Source organism: Bradyrhizobium sp. BRP19 (assembly GCF_020194195.1).
GTDB classification, from domain to species: Bacteria; Pseudomonadota; Alphaproteobacteria; order Rhizobiales; family Xanthobacteraceae; genus Bradyrhizobium; species Bradyrhizobium yuanmingense.
In genome coordinates this window covers 157,189-172,408 of sequence record NZ_JADYVZ010000011.1, presented here as the reverse complement: position 1 = coordinate 172,408, position 15,220 = coordinate 157,189, and the positions used below count along the sequence as shown (strand labels likewise).

The 15,220-nt window shown below is 65.4% G+C and carries 11 protein-coding genes; 6 read left to right on the top strand and 5 right to left on the bottom strand.

The window, feature by feature from the left end:
- Window positions 1-167: 167 nt before the first annotated feature.
- Both I6F36_RS27875 and I6F36_RS27870 read right to left on the bottom strand, forming a co-directional pair.
- A complete protein-coding gene (locus I6F36_RS27875) occupies window positions 168-2,756 on the bottom strand; it encodes a CHAT domain-containing tetratricopeptide repeat protein (protein ID WP_225147232.1) in 2,589 nt (862 codons plus the stop codon).
- 64 nt (window positions 2,757-2,820) lie between these two features.
- Window positions 2,821-3,570 carry a HugZ family protein gene (locus I6F36_RS27870; protein WP_225172582.1) on the bottom strand — a complete coding sequence of 250 codons (750 nt, stop codon included), beginning with the start codon at window positions 3,568-3,570 and terminating at the stop codon, window positions 2,821-2,823.
- Window positions 3,571-3,811: 241 nt separating this feature from the next.
- Here I6F36_RS27870 and I6F36_RS27865 point away from each other — a divergent pair, with 241 nt between their 5' ends.
- From I6F36_RS27865 to I6F36_RS27845, 5 genes are all read left to right on the top strand, one after another.
- Window positions 3,812-4,513 (top strand): response regulator transcription factor, encoded by a 702-nt coding sequence (locus I6F36_RS27865; protein WP_008542552.1) that lies wholly within the window; start codon window positions 3,812-3,814, stop codon window positions 4,511-4,513.
- A 113-nt stretch (window positions 4,514-4,626) separates the two neighbouring features.
- On the top strand, window positions 4,627-6,423 hold the full coding sequence (locus tag I6F36_RS27860; protein ID WP_225172581.1) for a sensor histidine kinase: 1,797 nt from the start codon (window positions 4,627-4,629) through the stop codon (window positions 6,421-6,423).
- Window positions 6,420-6,944 (top strand): HPr kinase/phosphorylase, encoded by a 525-nt coding sequence (locus I6F36_RS27855; RefSeq protein WP_057027499.1) that lies wholly within the window; start codon window positions 6,420-6,422, stop codon window positions 6,942-6,944. The genes I6F36_RS27860 and I6F36_RS27855 overlap by 4 nt, the downstream gene beginning before the upstream one ends.
- A 133-nt stretch (window positions 6,945-7,077) precedes the next feature.
- Window positions 7,078-7,479 carry a PTS sugar transporter subunit IIA gene (locus I6F36_RS27850; protein WP_007597752.1) on the top strand — a complete coding sequence of 134 codons (402 nt, stop codon included), beginning with the start codon at window positions 7,078-7,080 and terminating at the stop codon, window positions 7,477-7,479.
- Entirely contained in the window at window positions 7,476-7,793 is a 318-nt protein-coding gene (locus tag I6F36_RS27845) for an HPr family phosphocarrier protein (protein WP_036014186.1), read from the top strand. Before I6F36_RS27850 ends, I6F36_RS27845 begins: the two co-directional genes overlap by 4 nt.
- 65 nt (window positions 7,794-7,858) lie before the next feature.
- Here the strand turns inward: I6F36_RS27845 and I6F36_RS27840 are convergent, their stop codons facing one another.
- Window positions 7,859-9,484 carry a glycosyltransferase family 39 protein gene (locus I6F36_RS27840; RefSeq protein ID WP_225172580.1) on the bottom strand — a complete coding sequence of 542 codons (1,626 nt, stop codon included), beginning with the start codon at window positions 9,482-9,484 and terminating at the stop codon, window positions 7,859-7,861.
- A 112-nt stretch (window positions 9,485-9,596) separates the two neighbouring features.
- Here I6F36_RS27840 and lepA point away from each other — a divergent pair, with 112 nt between their 5' ends.
- The gene (gene lepA, locus I6F36_RS27835) at window positions 9,597-11,408 is read left to right on the top strand and encodes a translation elongation factor 4 (RefSeq protein ID WP_036014191.1); all 1,812 of its coding nucleotides are present in this window, start codon (window positions 9,597-9,599) and stop codon (window positions 11,406-11,408) included.
- 210 nt (window positions 11,409-11,618) lie between these two features.
- Here the strand turns inward: lepA and I6F36_RS27830 are convergent, their stop codons facing one another.
- Entirely contained in the window at window positions 11,619-12,854 is a 1,236-nt protein-coding gene (locus tag I6F36_RS27830; RefSeq protein ID WP_225172579.1) for an efflux RND transporter periplasmic adaptor subunit, read from the bottom strand.
- A gap of 2 nt (window positions 12,855-12,856) precedes the next feature.
- Window positions 12,857-15,220 (bottom strand): ABC transporter permease, encoded by a 2,364-nt coding sequence (locus I6F36_RS27825; RefSeq protein ID WP_225172578.1) that lies wholly within the window; start codon window positions 15,218-15,220, stop codon window positions 12,857-12,859.

Sequence of the window (15,220 nt, the reverse complement as noted above, 5' to 3'; positions counted from 1 at the left end):
TTGCCAAGCTGATCCCGCAGGATTTGGTTTATTCAAGGACCGCGCCAAACGCCGCGCATGTCAGCTCTGTAAGGCCGCATCGAGAAAGTGCGGATGATCGCGCAACCAAATGCACATCTGCGCGTTATGTCCGGTTATTGCGACGCACAATCACTGCGTCAACACCCCTATCTTACCTCGCCCTCTCCGATCAACGCGAACGGTCCCCACATCGCGGGATAAGCGTTGCGCGGCGACGAGGCGTCGTCGAGATAGGTTAACATCGCGCGGCGCAAGGCTTCGGCGCGGCCGAGCTTTGGCTCGTTCTTCAGCAGCTCGAACGTCGACGTTGTCAAGCGGGTCGCAGCCTCCGAATCCACGGCCCAATGCGACACCAGGAGCGCGCGAGCACCTGCGTAGAAGAACGAGCGCGCCAATCCCGACAACGCCTCGGCACCGGGCTTGTCGCCCGCGATGGTGTTGCAGGCAGACAGCACAACCCAATCGGCATTGAGCTTGAGCTGGGCCACTTCGCTCGCGGTGAGAAGACCATCGTCGAGCTCCGTCGGCTGGTCGGGGATGGAGAGCGCCAGCGAGGGCTCCCCCAATCCCTTGACATCGCCGGCGACGAGGCCGTGGGTGGCAAAGTAGATGATGCCGTATTGGGCAAGCGCTGCACGCTTGAGCGTCGTTTCGCTGGCGTCGCGGCCGAGATGGATGTCAGCCTCGGCAGCGCCGACGTCCCTCGCCACCGCGTTCAATTCGTCGGCGGTATCGGGCAGCTGCGGCAGCGCCTGGGCCAGCCGCGCACGATCCACGCCCGCGCCGCGCCAGAAGTCGGCATAGGCGATCGTCGCGATGCTGCGTGCGGCGACCTTGCCGTTCGCGGCACGCCGGTCGGCAGGCCCTTCGGCTGCAGGGTTGAACACGGGATCGCCGAAACCGGTCATCGGCTTGACGCTTTGATCCCTGCGGGCAAAAGCGCGCAGCGATTTCAGGCTGATCACCGACGGCAGGACCGAAACGGCCTGACGCCGCAGCAGCCAGGCAGCACTGCGATAGCCCTCGAGCCGGTCCGGGATCGCAGCCTGTGGCTTCTCCGTGACCAGCAGATGAAACGGCATTGCGGTCAATGCCGCCGACGGCACGACCAGCAGGTTGCGCTTGTCCTTGGTCAGCGCCTCAACCGGGCCGAGCAGCGCGACATAGAGCTCGTTGGCAAGACCGAGGTCGAACAATCCCGATTTGCCGGATGCATCGCGCGCCTTGCCGACATCGAGCCCCCTGCGGAAGGCCGTGACCTTCTGTGCGACCGCGTCCGCTCCGAGCGGAATCTCCTTCCAGTCGACGCTCTCGCCCGTGATCGCGACGACATAGCTCCGCCTGTCGACGACGGAATAGACCACCATCGCCTCGTCGGACGCCAGCAGCGGCTGGATGTCCTTGACGGTCAGCGGCAGCGGGTTGGATAGCGAGGAATAGTCGGGAAACTCGACGGCGAGCGTCTTCTGCAATCCATTGCGCGCGCCCGCGATCGCCGCGATCCGCGCGCGGCTGCGCTGCTCGGCCGCGACGTCGCGCTGCGCCGATGGCTTCGACACCGCAGCGATGATCGCCTTGTCGAGCGCTTCGGACTCGGCCGCGAGATCCTGATCCTTGCGCACGAGCTCGGCGAGCCGGTCGCTGCCGGCGGCGAGCCGCACCGCGAGCTTGTTCACGGCAGAAGCGGCAGAGGATTGCGTGCCGCGCTGGATGGCACTGAGGGCATCGTCGAGCGCCTTCTCGCTCGCCAGCAGCGATTGCTGCCGTGCCGCGAACAGGATCGGCAGCACGACGCGCAGCTGCGCACGATTGGCCGCGAGCGTCTTCTGCGCCAACGGCAAGGCATCCGCCGTCCGCCCCGTCGCCTGCAGAAATTCGGCGAGATTGCTCGTCGAAGTCGCGACATCAGGGTGATCCGGCCCGAGCGCGCGTTCGCGGATCGCCAGCGCGCGACGATACAGCGGCTCGGCATCGGCAAAACGCTGCTGGTGCTGGTAGAGCCCGGCGAGATTATTGAGCGAGCGCGCGACGTCGGGGTGTTCAGGCCCCAGCACCTTTTCGCGGATCGCGAGCGAGCGCTTGATCGGCGCTTCGGCACCGGCGTCGCGATTGAGGTCGCGCTCGACCTGTCCGATGTTGTTCAGGACCGTGGCGACCGCGGGATGCTCGGGACCGGCAGCCTTCTGATAGATCGCGAGCGCACGGCGGAACAGTGGCTCGGCATCGGCCGGACGCTGCTGCTTGGCGTAGAGCGTGGCGATATTGTTGAGGGATTGACCGACGTCGGGATGCTCGCGCGGCAGCGCCTTCTCGCGCACGGCAAGTGCACGCTTGAACAGCGGCTCGGCCTCTGCGAAGCGACCCTGTCGCTGATAGAGCGCGGCAAGATTGGTCAACTCCGCCGCAACCAGGGCGTTGTCGGAGCCGAGCGATTTTTCCATGAGTGCGATCGCGCGCTTGTAGAGCGGCTCAGCCAGATCGTCCCGTCCCTGACCGGCATGGACCTGGCCGAGATTGTTCAACGCGCCCGAGAGATCGCGGCCGTTGTCCTTCTCCAGGCTGGCGACCATCGCCTGCGCCAACGGCAGCGCTTCCGAATATTTTCCGGCACCGATGAGCGCGGTGAGCCGCGCGCTCTCGGCGGCGAGACCTTTCTGCGCAAGGGCTGGCGTGGCGAGCAAGGTGGTGATGGCGAGCGCGAGAGCCGCCGTCCATGCCAAACGTTGACGCGTCATGACCCCTCTCGCTGCGAGCCCGAAAACCATCACGGTCATGGGTCGCGGCGATCGGTAGCCACGTTCAAGCGGTTGCGCCCTGGTCCACCTTCGTGCGCGCTTCGCCAGCGAGACGGACCAGCATCTTGCGCAGCGCCGTGCCATCCGTCACCCGCTCCGGGAAGTCCAGCCGCAGCGTTGCCTGGCCGACCTGCATGTCGAGGCCTTCAGGATCACAGCCGGTACAGCGCCAGTCGCCCTCGGTGGCGCCGAGCAGCTTCGTGGCATAAAGATTGAGGGCGTCGCGATGGTCGGCGTTCATGTGCTCGACGGCGCCCTCCTCCGCCGCCAGCAGGTCCTCGGCGCCGGTGAGGTCCGTCAGGAATTGCTCCGGCTTGAGGTCGACGATCCGGCCGAAGCCGGCGACCAGATGGGTTCCCGTGGGCCGGATCCGGAAGAAGGAGAAATCCTTAAAAGAAACAAAGCCTTCTGACGAGGGATGGGCACTTAGATACCGTCGCTGGAGCAGATCCTTGTCGGAATCGGCCTCCTCGGCCCGGCCGGACAGCATGATCCGGGCACCTTCCAGGGGATCGCCGGCCGCGCGCTCGTCCAGCATCAGCGAGACCCTGGAGTCCGCGAGGATGTTCTTGGTGTGCACGGCAAGGCGCGAGATCAACAGGATCGGCGAGCCGTCGGGATGGCTGGCCAGATTGACCAGGGAACAATAGGGATCGCCGCTGCCGGCCATCAGCGTCGCCAGAGCCCCTTGCCGGGACCGCCTCAGCAGCGATTTGGCGAGCTTTGCGGGGTCGAAATCGGGGGTCGGTTGCATTGGCTTTCTCGGCTCAGGTGGTTGCAAGGAGGGCCTTTTTTCGGGTAAACGGGGGCCCGGTTATGGGTCGAGATGCGGCGAATCTGCCGTGTTTCGTGGAACTTGGTCACACTTCAGCCCAGCTTGCATTGCTCGGTGACAAGGTTCGAACGCCACTTCGGCACCCATGTATGCGGCGCATCACTGATTGCTCGCCGTTTCAAGCCACGACCCAAACGGAAAGCAGAAAGCAGAGAGGCTCATGCCCACAATCGCTTTGGTCGACGACGACCGCAACATTCTCACATCCGTCTCGATCGCGCTGGAAGCCGAAGGCTACCGTATCATGACCTACACCGACGGCGCTTCCGCGCTCGACGGTTTCCGCACCACCCAGCCCGATCTCGCCATCCTCGACATCAAGATGCCGCGCATGGACGGCATGGAGACGCTGCGCCGTCTCAGGCAAAAGTCCGACCTGCCGGTGATCTTCCTCACCTCCAAGGACGAGGAGATCGACGAGCTGTTCGGCCTCAAGATGGGCGCCGACGACTTCATCCGCAAACCGTTCTCGCAGCGTTTGCTGGTCGAGCGCGTCAAGGCGGTGCTGCGGCGCTCGGCGCCGAAGGATCCGACCGTCGCGCCGAAGGAGAACGACGCCAAGGCGCTCGACCGCGGTCTGCTGCGCATGGACCCCGAGCGCCATACCTGCACCTGGAAGAACGAGCCGGTGACGCTCACCGTGACCGAATTCCTCATCCTGCAGGCGCTCGCGACCCGGCCCGGCGTAGTGAAGAGCCGCAACGCGCTGATGGACGCGGCCTATGACGACCAGGTCTATGTCGACGACCGCACCATCGACAGCCACATCAAGCGGCTGCGCAAGAAGTTCAAGGTGGTCGACAACGAGTTCGAGATGATCGAGACGCTCTACGGCGTCGGCTACCGTTTCAAGGAAGCCTGAGGGCGCCTCCTCCACGGCGATCGAGAGCATCTCCGGTTCTCGTTCCATCGGGACGAGGATCGCTCTAGGATGCGGGGACCTTCGCACGGGCCGTCCTAACGCGGGCGTAAGCATTGCTTGACCGAACGCAGCCTGACCCTAACCAGAGCGCCGGGGATATCGCATCCGACGGCGTTCAGGAGCACGTTGCCGACAACAAGCCGCAGGGCTTCCGGCCGCTGAACTGGTTGAAACGCGCCGGGCAGTTCTTCTTCGCGCTGTCCTTCTCGAGCCTGACCCGCCGCATCGTCTCGCTCAACCTCGCCGGCCTCGTCGCACTGGTGGCGAGCATCCTGTACCTGTCGCAATTCCGTGCCGGCCTGATCGATGCGCGCGCGCAGAGCCTGCTGGTGCAGGCCGAGATCATCGCCGGGGCGATCGCGGCCTCCGCGACGGTGCAGACCAACGCCATTACCATCGACCCCGACAGGCTGCTCGACCTCAAGCCGGGCGAGACCTATGGCGGCTCGGATGAGTATTCGCCGCTGGACTTCCCGATCAATCCGGAGCGCGTCGCGCCGGTGCTGCGCACCTTGATCTCGCCGACCAAGACGCGCGCCCGCATCTACGATCCGAACGGCAGCCTGCTGCTCGACAGCCGCAACCTCGAAAACGTGCTGCGCTTTCCGCTGCCGCCGCCGGCCGAGCAACCCGGCATCATCGAGCGCGGCAAGGTCGCGGTGCGCACCTGGCTGAACCGCGGCGACCTGCCGCTCTATCGCGAGCTCGGGCCCGAGAACGGCAACGGCTATGCCGAAGTGGGCGACGCCCTGCAGGGCCAGAAACGCTCGATGGTGCGGGTCAACGCACGCGGCGAGGTGATCGTCTCGGTCGCGGTCCCCGTGCTGCGCTCGCGCGCGATCCACGGCGCCTTGATGCTGTCGACGCAAGGCGACGACATCGACCAGATGGTCACCGCCGAGCGCCTCGCCATCCTGAAGGTCGGCGGCGTCGCCGCCGCCGTCATGATCATGCTGTCACTGCTGCTGGCGAGCACGATCGCAGGTCCGGTGCGCCGGCTCGCCGACAGCGCCGAACGCGTCCGCCGCCGCATCAAGGCCCGCATCGAGATTCCCGATTTCACCCGCCGCCGCGACGAGATCGGCCACCTCTCCGGCGCGCTGCGCGACATGACCAGCGCGCTCTACAGCCGCATCGAGGCGATCGAGATGTTCGCTGCCGACGTTGCCCATGAATTGAAGAACCCGCTGACCTCGCTGCGCTCGGCGGTCGAGACGCTGCCGCTGGCGCGCAACGAGAACAGCCGCGCCCGCCTGCTCGAGGTGATCGAGCACGACGTCAAGCGGCTCGACCGGCTGATCTCCGACATCTCCGACGCCAGCCGCCTCGATGCCGAGCTGCAGCGCCAGGATGCGATCCCGGTCGATTTGCGCCGGCTGCTGACGACGCTGGTGTCCGTCGCCAACGAAACCAAGCTCGGCCACGACGTCGCGGTCGAAACGCGCTTCGAGGGCCGCAGCCCGACCGACACCTTCGCCGTGAGCGGCCACGATTCCCGGCTCGGACAGGTCGTCTCCAACCTGCTCTCCAACGCGCAATCCTTCTCCGAACGCGGCAGCAAGGTGCGCCTCACCTGCCGCCGCGTTCGCTCCGAGATCGAGATCGTGGTCGACGACGACGGCCCCGGCATTCGCGAGGACGCGCTGGAGCGCATCTTCGAGCGCTTCTACACCGACCGCCCGCATCAGGGCTTTGGCCAGAACTCCGGCCTCGGCCTGTCGATCTCCAAGCAGATCGTCGACGCCCATGGCGGACGGATCTGGGCGGAGAACCGCCCTGGCCCGCCGGACGCCGACGGCACTCCGTCAATTGCCGGTGCGCGCTTCGTGGTCAGGCTGCCGGCGCTATGAACGAAGGCGGGCCCAGCGTTCACGCCTCTGCCGTCAAGGTCGGGCCTTACGCCGTGCTGATCCGCGGGCCCTCGGGGTCCGGCAAGTCGCGGCTTGCCTTCGATCTGATCATGGCGGGGCGCTCGGGCGTCGTGGAAAGGGCCGTTCTGGTCGGTGACGACCGTGTCCATCTGGCGACACTCGGCCACGAAATTGAGGTCCGCCCCGCGCCTCGCCTGGCGGGCCTGATCGAGATCCGGGGCCTCGGAATCCGCCGCTGCGACTTCGTGGAGCATGCGACTGTCGGTCTCGTGGTCGATCTGGCCGCAGTCGACGCGGAGCGCCTGCCGCCGGCTGAAGCCCTGAAAACCAGCATTTTTGGTGTCGAAATACCGCGAATCCCTGTTGCCCGCGACTATTCGCCCCTTCCCCTGGTTGTTGCGGCCTTGACCACTACCAAGAGTTCATCTTCCGTTAACCCATCAGGCGATTGTTTGAAGGGAAATGGTAACCATATGAACCCCACTATCGCGACCGAATAGACCGGCGCAGCTCCCCTCATCCATCCGTCTAGATTCAGGGAGATACGCAACATCCCCTCTTGCGCGGGGGCTCTGGATGGTCAAAGTGGCGCGTTCGTGCGGTGCACCAAAAGCGCCCGCGAGGAGTTTTCCGATGATTGGTCTAGTACTTGTGACCCACGGGCGCCTTGCCGACGAATTCAAGGCAGCGCTTGAGCATGTCATGGGCCCACAAAAGCAAATCGAAGCGATCACGATCGGCGCCGAAGATGATTCCGATCTCTGCCGAAGCGACATCATCGAGGCGGTCAACCGCGTCGATTCCGGCGACGGCGTTGCGATCCTCACCGACATGTTCGGCGGCACGCCGTCGAACCTGGCAATATCCTGCATGAGCCGGCCCAAGGTCGAAGTGCTCGCGGGCATCAACCTGCCCATGCTGGTCAAGCTTGCCAAGGTGCGCGAGGAGCGACCGCTGCCCGACGCGATCGCGATGGCGCAGGAAGCTGGCCGCAAATACGTCACCATCGCCAGCCGGGTGCTCGCCGGCAAATGAGCGAGGAGGCGCCACAAGCCGCGACCGGCGTGCCCGCGGGCGCGATCTCCAAGGATCTCCTGATCATCAACAAGCGCGGCCTGCATGCGCGCGCCTCGGCGAAATTCGTCCAGGCGGTCGAGCGCTTCGATGCGCAGGTGTGGGTGACGCGCGGCGGCGAGACCGTCGGCGGCACCTCGATCATGGGCTTGATGATGCTCGCCGCGGGTCCCGGCACGACGATCACGGTGGCGGCGGCGGGGACCGACGCCGAAGCCGCGCTCGCGGCGATCACGGAGCTCGTTGAAAGCAAGTTCAACGAGGAAGGGGTTTAGGCCCTTCTCTCACCACGCGGCCAGGTGCGCTCCCTCGCCCCGTACTTGCGGGAGAGGTGAAGAAATCACTTCCCCGGCGGCGCGAAGTAGATGTTCCAGCTCATCGACGGGCCGGCCTTGCCGTTGGTGAAGCGGCGCGTTGTCATCACGATGCGCTCGGCGTTGGGCGCAACCTCCGCCACCCATTTCTCGAACGCGGGCAGGCGGCCGTCGGTCGGATCGAACACGCCGATGAAGCCGTACTTCCTGGCGTCGTCGCGCGAGGTCAGTCCGGAATCCCAGGCCTCCAACGGCAGCAGCGCGGACGGATGATCCGGGCTGTAGAACACCAGCGGCTGGATCTGCTCCATCGTGCCGGCAACGACGGCCCAGCGCGAGCCGAAGCGGGTGTGCCAGGCCTGGGTCAATTCGCGCGCGAGCTCCGAGCGCGCGCCATAGATCTGGGCATTGCCGGCATTGGCCGCCATCTCGCGCGCGGCGATCCAGGGCGAAGCGGCGAGCGTCGCGGCGCTGAGCACGAGCCAGATCGCAGCGATGTTGAACAGCGCGGCGCTCTGCACGCGCAGCGTCGGGATCGCGACCAGAGCGAGCGGCACCAGGAAGAACAGCGAGATGCCCCAATCCGTCTTCATGTAGATGCTGAAGGCGAGCGCGCCGAGCGGCGGGCCGACTGCGACGATGACCTGGACGATCCAGACATTCAGCGCCTGCGAGACATTGACCCCTGCATTGGCGCCGCGCGCCCAGGCGCGCGTGACGATGCGCAACGGCGCACGCAGCAGCAATTTGCCCCATGGCGGCACCAGCGCCATGGCCAGCGCCGCGAGCGCCACCGGCAATGCCAGCAGCGCGAAGTTGTGCAGCACATAGCCCGCGACGAGCTGATGCACCTGGGCCTTGTCCTGAAGGCTGTAGGTGTCGCCGGCATAGGTCAGCGGCACGAAATGCGCATCCGCCAGCCAGACGAGGTGCGGGATCATCGCCGCGACCATCGTGGCAATCGCGACCCACGGCGCGGGCGACGACAGGAAGCGCAACCGGTCGGGATGGATCAGCGCGGCGAGGCCGATCGCGCCGATCATGGTCAGCACCCAATATTTGGTCATCAGCGCCAGCGCGCCGGCAAGCCCGAGCAGGATTCCGGATTGCCAGGTCCGCTTCTCGAAGGCGTTGAGATAAGCCAGCACCAGGAGCGGCAGCGTGACGAGCTGCAAGAGGTCCGGGTTGTACTTGAAGCCCTTGAAATTGAAGATCGGGTAGAGCGCGATCATCACCACGACCAGGAACGCGCGGCGCGCATCCACCACGCGCAAGGCGATCAGCCAGCAGATCACCATGCCGACGCTCACCGTCGTCATCGCCAGCGCATAGGTCGCCCAGTCCGCCGCCGGGAGCGCCTTGAACCAGAGGCCGGCCACCCAGCCCGACAACGGCGGGTGCTTGCCATAGCCCCAGAGGAATTTCTGGCCCCAGCCCCAGGCTTCTGCGACGTCCATATGAACGTCCTGCGCCGCCTTAAGATTGATCAGGATGAAGGTCCAGAGCACTGCATGCAGGATGGCAAATTGGATCACCAGCCACAGGCGCGCCTCGGGGCGGACCGCACAGGCAACCAGGAAGGCCCGGAAGCGGTTGTAACTCAAGCGGGCCTTTGCCCGCGCTCCGGCAGTGGGAAGAGAGGTCGTGGACATGGCCGTGCGTAGCGCGTTTTGGCCCGTCATGGAATCAGCTTGGCGTGAACAAAGGCCCTGAAAATACAGCAATATGGTTGCCGCACGGGGATGTGAGTGGTATCCCGCGCCCATGACGACCGTCCCTATTTCCAACATCCGCAATTTCTCCATCGTCGCCCATATCGACCATGGCAAATCGACGCTGGCCGACCGCCTGATCCAGATGACCGGCGGCCTCTCCGACCGCGAGATGGCGGGCAAGGAACAGGTGCTCGATTCCATGGACATCGAGCGCGAGCGCGGCATCACGATCAAGGCGCAGACGGTGCGCCTCGCCTACCGCGCCAAGGACGGCAAGGACTACATCTTCAACCTGATGGACACGCCCGGCCATGTCGACTTCGCCTACGAGGTCTCGCGGTCGCTGGCGGCGTGCGAGGGTTCCCTGCTCGTGGTCGACGCCAGCCAGGGCGTCGAGGCGCAGACGCTCGCCAACGTCTACCAGGCGCTCGACAACAATCACGAGATTGTCCCGGTCCTGAACAAGGTCGACCTGCCCGCGGCCGAGCCCGAGAAGGTCAAGCAGCAGATCGAGGACGTCATCGGCATCGATGCCTCGGATGCGGTGATGATCTCGGCCAAGACCGGCCTCGGCGTGCCGGACGTGCTGGAAGCCATCGTCACCCGCCTGCCGCCGCCGAAGGGCGACCGCGACGCGACCTTGAAGGCGCTCTTGGTCGACAGCTGGTACGACGTCTATCTCGGCGTCGTCGTGCTGGTGCGCATCGTCGATGGCACGATGAAGAAGGGCCAGCGCGTGCGCATGATGGGCACGGGCGCGGCCTATGACGTCGAGCGCGTCGGCTTCTTCACGCCGAAGATGCAGCAGGTCGAGGAGCTCGGTCCCGGCGAGATCGGCTTCATCACCGCCGCGATCAAGGAAGTCGCCGACACCCGCGTCGGCGACACCATCACCGACGACAGGAAGCCGGTCGCCGAGATGCTGCCGGGCTTCAAGCCGGCGATCCCGGTAGTGTTCTGCGGCCTTTTCCCGGTCGACGCCGACGACTTCGAGACGCTGCGCGCCGCGATGGGCAAGCTGCGCCTCAACGACGCCAGCTTCTCCTTCGAGATGGAGACGTCGGCTGCGCTCGGCTTCGGCTTCCGCTGCGGCTTCCTCGGGCTGCTCCACCTCGAGATCATCCAGGAGCGCCTGTCCCGCGAGTTCGACCTCAACCTGATCGCGACCGCGCCGAGCGTGATCTACAAGATGAAGCTCACCGACGGCCAGGAGATCGAGATCCACAATCCCGTCGACATGCCCGACGTGGTCAAGATCGCCGAGATCGACGAGCCCTGGATCGAGGCGACGATCCTCACGCCCGACGAATATCTCGGCAGCGTCCTGAAGCTGTGCCAGGACCGCCGCGGCGCGCAGAAGGAGCTCACTTACGTCGGCTCCCGCGCCATGGTGAAGTACGACCTGCCGCTCAACGAGGTCGTGTTCGACTTCTACGACCGCCTCAAATCGGTCTCCAAGGGCTACGCCTCGTTCGACTATCATCTCACTGACTACAAGCCGGCCGATCTCGTCAAGATGCAGATCCTGGTCAATGCCGAGCCGGTCGATGCGCTCTCGATGCTGGTCCACCGCACCCGCGCGGAAGGGCGCGGCCGCGCCATGGTCGAGAAGATGAAGGAGCTGATCCCGCCGCACATGTTCCAGATCCCGATCCAGGCAGCGATCGGCGGCAAGGTGATCGCCCGCGAGACGGTGCGCGCGCTGCGCAAGGACGTCACCGCTAAATGCTACGGCGGCGACATCACGCGTAAGCGCAAGCTTCTGGAGAAGCAGAAGGAGGGCAAGAAGAAGATGCGGCAGTTCGGCAAGGTCGACATCCCGCAGGAAGCTTTTATTGCCGCTCTGAAGGTCGATAGCTGAGGCGAGGCTCAGGACGGGCCAGCCGGGTCGCCGGGGCCGGCAAACAGGCGCTCTCCCGACGGCAAACAAAAAAGTGCGAAAACAACCCCATGCACAGTAGCCGCCCTCTTGGCGGCATTGTGCTTTTTCGATTTTACGAAGTCGGTTTGACCCGTCGGGCAAAACAGGGGTATGGTGGCATCATCGAACGCTTGCCTCTCAGCCGTGTATCTATTCCTCGCCCCTCTTCGCGATCCTGATGCCCTCGATGATCCGGTCGCTCGGGTGCAACACGACGCGATCACCTGCAGCTAGTCCGGAGAGAACTTCGGCCACGCGGTTATTCCGGTGGCCGATGCGGACCGGGACAGTTCTTGCACGGCCGTTCTCGTCGACGAAAACCGCCCATTGGTCGCCTTTTCGGAACAAAGCGCTCACCGGCACGGTCAGCGACTCGGTCGCGCTCCATGTCGTCACGTGAACGATAACACGATAGTCGTGCCCGAGCGTGCCCCACTTCTCGGGCGGGTCGGTGAAATCGATGGTCACGCGGACCCGCTGCTCCTCGGTGCCGAGTGCGGAGACTTTCAGGAAACCGGCCGGGTCGACCCGGACCACCTTTCCCGCGATGGGCTGACCGCCCCAGCCATCGATCCGGACCGGCGCGCCGACCTTGATCTGGACCGCGTCAGTCGAGAGCAGGTCGGCCACGACCTCGAGATCGAACGGGTCGCCGATATCAACCAGCGGCGTCCCGGGCAGAACCGTCGTCTCGCTGTCCTGGATGATCTTCAATACCCGTCCGCTTGTCGGCGCCAGCACACGGATGCAGCAGGTCGGCTCCGCGGGAGGGATAGCGCTTGCCGGGTCCATCAGCCGGGCCGCCAGGCTGGTCCGCACTGCGCGGCGCATCTCGACCTGGGCCTTGGCACCTCTCAGGGCGGCCTCGTTGGTGGCGACCTCGAATTTCGCCTTGTCGTAGGCCTGGGCCGAGGTAGATTGCGTCCGCAACAGCGTCTGCACCCGCTGGAACTCGGTCCGCGAAAAATCCAGCGCGGCTTCGATCCGCTGCACTTCAGCTTCCTGCTGCTGGATCGCGGCGTCTGCGGCCAGGACCTCCGCCTGCAGCTGATCGCGCGATCGCGCATCGATGAAGCCGGGCAGCGTCGGTTGCATCAGGGCGACGGTCTGGTTAGCGACGACGTCGTCGCCGACATGGAGCGAAGGCCCCTGCTCGCCGAGCGGATGCGAGATTCTCAAGACCTTGCCCGCGATCGGCGCCGACACCGTGTAGACGTGGCGCACGCGGGTCTTGCCGTCGTCGTCCGCCGTGACCTCGATCGGCCCCTTCGCGACGGTCGCGAGATCGACCAGAACCGGTCGGGGCCAGGCGAACCAAGCGAGCCCTGCGAGGATCGCAGCAGCGAGCGCGGCGCCGATGATGCGTTTGGTCCAGTTGGCGGGCATGGCTAATCTCGCGTCTTGAGGACCGCAACAAGGTCCAATCTGTCGATGCGTTCTCGGATCACGGCGGCGGAAACGATGGCGGCCAGCACCACGACGGACGTGGCGATCACGTAAGTCGAGTGCTCGACGACGAGGCGGACGCGCATCAACTCGCCGGCAAGGTTCGTTTTCATTACCCAGGCGAGGCCGTAGCCCATCAGCCAACCGGGCGGTTGGGCGATCAGGGTGAGGATGGCGAGCTCAAGCAGCAGGATGCGCAGCACCTCGCCGCGCGTGAAGCCGAGCACGCGCAGGCTGGCCAGTTCGCGCGCCCGTTCGGACAGCGAAATGCGCGCATTGTTGTAGACGACGCCGAACGCGATCACGCCGGCAAGGCCCGTGTAGATACTCGCCATCGTGGTGACGAGCAGCGCGACGGTCCTGCGGAAGTTCGCCAGCGAAACGCGCTGCAGCGCCACGCCGCCGACCGTCGGTATGGACTTCACCGCCGTGTAGAAGTCCTCCGTCCGGTTCTCGTCGAGGCTGAGATTGACGCTAGTGACGACGGGCGCCTCGCGCATCAGCTTGTGCAACGCCTCGATCTCCATCATGCCCCTAATCCCGAAGTAGTCCTCGACGGTCGCGACGACCGGCACCGTCACGGATCGCCTGGCGCCCTCCAACAGATCGAGCTCGACGCTATCGCCTGGTCCGACGCCGAGGATATGCGCGAGCATGCCGGAGATGGCGAGGCCCGTCTCCGGCAGGATGACCGGCCGAAGCTCGACGTCGATGATGCGCCTGAGGTGGGCAGCAGCCGGTCGGCCGCTGATGACGATGCGCCGTTCGACGTTGCCGTGGCGGATCCGGACCGGCACCTCGCGGAACGGCTCGGCGGCGAGAACGCCCGGAAGCCGGCTCACCTGCTCCACGACATTTGCGATCCGCTTCTCGGCAAAGCCGATGGTTGCGTCCTGCCGGTCGGCGAGGAAGTAGGTCACATCGATCAGATGCTCCATGCTGTCCCGCGTGAACAGCGAGACGACTAGGATCGCGGTGGCCAGCGCCATGCCGAGCGCCGTGAAGAAGGCCCGTACCGGATGCCGGGCGATGTTGCGGATCATCATCAGCGTCGGCTGCGACACGATCCGGTCGAGCTGGATGCGCGCCGAAAGCAGCCGGCGATAGACCGGCGGGGCCGGCGCCTGCATGGCGACGGCCGGGGGCAGCTTCACCACCTCGCGCAACGCACGGAATGCGCCGATCGCCGCAGCCGCCGCGCTAAGCGCACCTGCCGTGAGATAAACGTCCGGTGCCTTCGCGAACACCAGGAACGGAAAGTGGAAGAAGTCGCCGAACAGCGCGGTGACGTGCAAACCGAGCCAGGTGCCCACGATGCCGCCCAACACGATGCCGACCACGACGATGAAGGCAACGAACTTGAAATAGTGCAGCACGATGCTGCCGTCTGAATAACCCAGCGCCTTCAGCAGGCCGATCTGCTCGCGCTCGAGCGCGACCAGCCGGGTCAAGGTGAGATTGACGAGGAAGGCCGCGACCAGCAGGAAGATCGGCGGCAGCGTGCGGCTCATGTTGTTGAGCATGTCGAGTTCATGATCGAGCCAGGCGTGCGAGGTCTGGTCCTTGCGGCCATGCGCCGCCTGCCCGCCATAAGGATCGAGCAGGGCGTCCAGTCGCCGGACCACATCGCGCTCGGAGGCGCCGGGCTGCAGCTTGACCGCGACCGCCGAGAAGGCGCCGTCGAGATCGTAGGCAGCGCTAAGCACCTTCTCCGACATCCAGACGATGGCATAGCGGCGATCGTCCGGCATCAGGTCGCCCGGTCCGACCGTGTAAACGAACTCGGGCGACAGCGCGATGCCGACGATGACGAGCTCGCGCTTCCTGCCGTTGAGGATGGCGGAGAACCGCGCCCCCTCGACGAAACCGTGCGCCCGAGCGAACGGCTCGTTGACGACGACCTCTTCAGTCCGTCCCGGCGCCGGGAACCGCCCGGAGCGCATGTAGAGCCGGTTGAGATGCTGCTCACCCGTGTCGGCCAGCGAAACGAACTGCGCGCTGGCCGGCGCGGAGAAACCGGGAATGTCGAGTAGCGCTGGCTTGGCGATACGGGTGTCGATGGCGGCGACTCCTGGGATCTCGCCGATCCTGTCGGTGAGCGCCTTCGGTGCCCGCTTCGCCTGCGCGAACACATCGGCAAAGCCGTAACGCTCGTAATAAGCGATCCGGGTCTCCTCCAGCGATCGGTGCGAGCCCACCGCGAGCACCAGCGTCGCAACCCCGCCGCCGACGACCAGCGCGACCGCGAGCACCTGCGCCCAGAGCCGTCTGACGTCACGAAGCAGCTTGATGTCTAGCACCTTCAT

Excerpts from the sequence above, each read along its gene's own strand:
- I6F36_RS27875 (WP_225147232.1), bottom strand. The coding sequence starts at position 2,756 with ATGACGCGTCAACGTTTGGCATGGACGGCGGCTCTCGCGCTCGCCATC.
- I6F36_RS27870 (WP_225172582.1), bottom strand. The coding sequence starts at position 3,570 with ATGCAACCGACCCCCGATTTCGACCCCGCAAAGCTCGCCAAATCGCTG.
- I6F36_RS27865 (WP_008542552.1), top strand. The coding sequence starts at position 3,812 with ATGCCCACAATCGCTTTGGTCGACGACGACCGCAACATTCTCACATCC.
- I6F36_RS27855 (WP_057027499.1), top strand. The coding sequence starts at position 6,420 with ATGAACGAAGGCGGGCCCAGCGTTCACGCCTCTGCCGTCAAGGTCGGG.
- I6F36_RS27850 (WP_007597752.1), top strand. The coding sequence starts at position 7,078 with ATGATTGGTCTAGTACTTGTGACCCACGGGCGCCTTGCCGACGAATTC.
- I6F36_RS27845 (WP_036014186.1), top strand. The coding sequence starts at position 7,476 with ATGAGCGAGGAGGCGCCACAAGCCGCGACCGGCGTGCCCGCGGGCGCG.
- I6F36_RS27840 (WP_225172580.1), bottom strand. The coding sequence starts at position 9,484 with ATGTCCACGACCTCTCTTCCCACTGCCGGAGCGCGGGCAAAGGCCCGC.
- lepA (WP_036014191.1), top strand. The coding sequence starts at position 9,597 with ATGACGACCGTCCCTATTTCCAACATCCGCAATTTCTCCATCGTCGCC.
- I6F36_RS27830 (WP_225172579.1), bottom strand. The coding sequence starts at position 12,854 with ATGCCCGCCAACTGGACCAAACGCATCATCGGCGCCGCGCTCGCTGCT.
- I6F36_RS27825 (WP_225172578.1), bottom strand. The coding sequence starts at position 15,220 with ATGAAGGTGCTAGACATCAAGCTGCTTCGTGACGTCAGACGGCTCTGG.